General features: G+C 62.5%; 3 protein-coding genes. All 3 read right to left on the minus strand.

Going from position 1 to position 2,464, the window contains the following annotated elements; genetic code table 11:
* Window positions 1-55: 55 nt before the first annotated feature.
* Window positions 56-649, minus strand: coding sequence for a plasmid pRiA4b ORF-3 family protein (locus BG61_RS38150; protein ID WP_035943479.1), 594 nt, complete (start codon window positions 647-649; stop codon window positions 56-58).
* An 11-nt stretch (window positions 650-660) separates the two neighbouring features.
* On the minus strand, window positions 661-2,205 hold the full coding sequence (gene tnpC / locus BG61_RS38155; protein ID WP_035943481.1) for an IS66 family transposase: 1,545 nt from the start codon (window positions 2,203-2,205) through the stop codon (window positions 661-663).
* A gap of 50 nt (window positions 2,206-2,255) precedes the next feature.
* On the minus strand, window positions 2,256-2,464 hold a 209-nt coding region (gene tnpB, locus BG61_RS41175), incomplete at its 5' end, for an IS66 family insertion sequence element accessory protein TnpB (protein WP_152565297.1).

Below are 2,464 nucleotides of genomic sequence, written 5' to 3' on the forward strand. Positions count from 1 at the left end.
GTGTAGCCGCCTGCGCGCTCGTTGCGTAAGCGTCAAACCGAGGCCGTCTTGACGATCAGAACTTGACCTCTGAGAGCCGCTGGTTCGCAAGCAGTAGATCGAAGGCGGCGAGATCGAAGCTGCCGCCACTCCACTCGAGGAAGTGCTCGTGCTCCACGTGCGTCGGATCGGTGATCGCTTCGAGGAAGTCGGCGTATCCGGGCACTCCACCGACGTCTTCCGGCGGGCACGCATACTGCCCGTCGAGGCATAGCGGCCGGTGCATGTCTGGATCAGGCACGAGTGCCTTCTCGACCTTGATTCGATGCTGCCAGTTGTCACCGTAGTCGTAGATGTAGGTGAATGACTTCAAACCGCCCAGCGCCTTCGCCAGCGTAACGCGTGCTTCATTGAGCATTGGCGGACTCTGGAATCCGAAGTCATCCGGTTCACCATAGTTGGTTTCGCCGAAGACGAATTCGTGCAGGTGCCCGCCGTCCCAGCCCATGGCCAGCAGCAGCACGACATGCAGCTTGCCCAGCCGGATCGAGCCAGGGACGATGATTCGTCGCCAGATCGCCGGCTTGATGTACTTCAGCTCAACGCGCAGCACGTAATCGGGCACTGGCGCCTTGACCAGACGCACGGCAGGTTTGCGGGGCTGGACCATCGTATTGATTGTCAGGCGGCTTGCTGCTCGACGTGTTCAGCGGGCATCAGGCGCCACGGCAGCAACTCGTCGATGCGGTTGATCGGATGATCGGCGATGCGCTCAAACACCGTGCGCAGGTAGGCAAACGGCTCGATGCCGTTCAGGCGCGCCGTACCGATAATGCTGTAGATCACCGCCGCGCTCTGGCCGCCGCCGTCGGAGCCTGCGAACAGATAGTTGCGCCTGCCGAGGACTAACGGCCTGATCGCGCGCTCCGCCATATTGTTGTCCACCTCGATGCGCCCGTCTTCGCAATAACGTGTGAGTGCGTGCCAATGCCCCAACGAGTATCTGATCGCCTTCGCCAGCCCCGACTTCGCCGAGACCTGTGACAACGTGTGTTCGAGCCAGGCCTTCAGCTCAGTGAGCAATGGTGCCGAGCGTTGCTGGCGCGCAGACAGGCGCACGTCCGGCGTCTCCCCGCGAACCTCGCGTTCAACAACATATAGCGCCCCAATGTGGCGCAGTGCTTCTTCGGCAATCGGTGAGCTGTCCAGCTTGTACAGGTCGTAGAACTTGCGCCGCGCATGCGCCCAGCATCCGGCCTCGATGACCTTGCCGTCACGATACAGGGCGTCATACCCGCTGAAGGCATCTGCCTGCAGGATTCCCGTGTAGCCCGCCAGATGTTCCCGAGGTCGCTCACCTTTGCGGTCGGGTGAGTACCTGTACCAGACTGCTGGTGGTGCGCGGCTTCCTGCTGGGCGGTCATCCCGCACATAGGTCCACAGGCGCGCCGTGCGTGTCTTGCCACGGCCTGGTTCCAACACAGGCACGGGCGTGTCGTCGGTATGGATCTTGTCTGCGTCGCGCACATAACGACCGAGTGCATCGGACAGCGGTTGCAGCAGCGCAGCCGCTTCACGCACCCACGAAGCCAGTGTTGCCCGGTCCAGTTCGATACCCGCGCGGCGATAGATGCCGGCCTGCCGGTATAGCGGCGTATGGTCAGCGTACTTCGCGACGACGACCTGCGCGAGCAGCCCGGCACCCGCCATCCCGCGTGCTATCGGCCGCGAAGGGGCCGGCTCCTGCACCACTGAAGCACAGCGCGGGCAGCTCAGCTTCGGACGTACGTGACGCAGTACCTTGAAGTAGCCGGGCACATAGTCGAGCACCTCCGAGACGTCTTCACCGAGCGCACGCATTTGTTGCCCGCACTCCATGCAGCCACAATCAGTCGGTGCATGAACAACGGTTTCGCGAGGAAGATGGGTGGGGAAGTGTCGTGACTTGCGGCGCAGCGGAACAACGTTCGTTGTGGCTGACGGATCTGCAGTCGCATTGGCATCTGGCGCCTTCGCCGTCGCGGCCATGGTCGTTTCAGGAACGGGCAGCTCACCGAGCGCGAGCTGCAGCTGGTCCATCAATTCGGTCATGCGCTCAGATGAACGGCCATACTGCCATCGTTTCAATCGCGAGATCTCCGCCAGCAACTGCGCGATGGTCTCGTCGCGCGAGGCAACGATGCGCTTGAGGGCGGCGATGTCATCGGGCAGATGGCTGGCTGGCATGCATGCCAGTGTAAATGAAGCCCACGCGTTTGTGGCTCCCGCGCCCTGCCTTATGCCGCGTGCGTCGGCTGCCACGTCCGCTCTGGATGCCGCCAGTCAATCCCCTCGAGCAGCATCGACAGTTGGGCGGGAGATAGATGGACTGTTCCCGAGTCCGCCTGCGGCCACACGAAGCGTCCGCGCTCAAGTCGTTTCGCGTACAGGTTCATGCCGTCGCCGCTCCACCATAAAACCCGGACGGTCAGTTGAAACTCCCCCA

It is taken from the genome of Caballeronia glathei (assembly GCF_000698595.1).
Lineage (GTDB): Bacteria > Pseudomonadota > Gammaproteobacteria > Burkholderiales > Burkholderiaceae > Caballeronia > Caballeronia glathei.

Excerpts from the sequence above, each read along its gene's own strand:
- BG61_RS38150 (WP_035943479.1), bottom strand. The coding sequence starts at position 649 with ATGGTCCAGCCCCGCAAACCTGCCGTGCGTCTGGTCAAGGCGCCAGTG.
- tnpC (WP_035943481.1), bottom strand. The coding sequence starts at position 2,205 with ATGCCAGCCAGCCATCTGCCCGATGACATCGCCGCCCTCAAGCGCATC.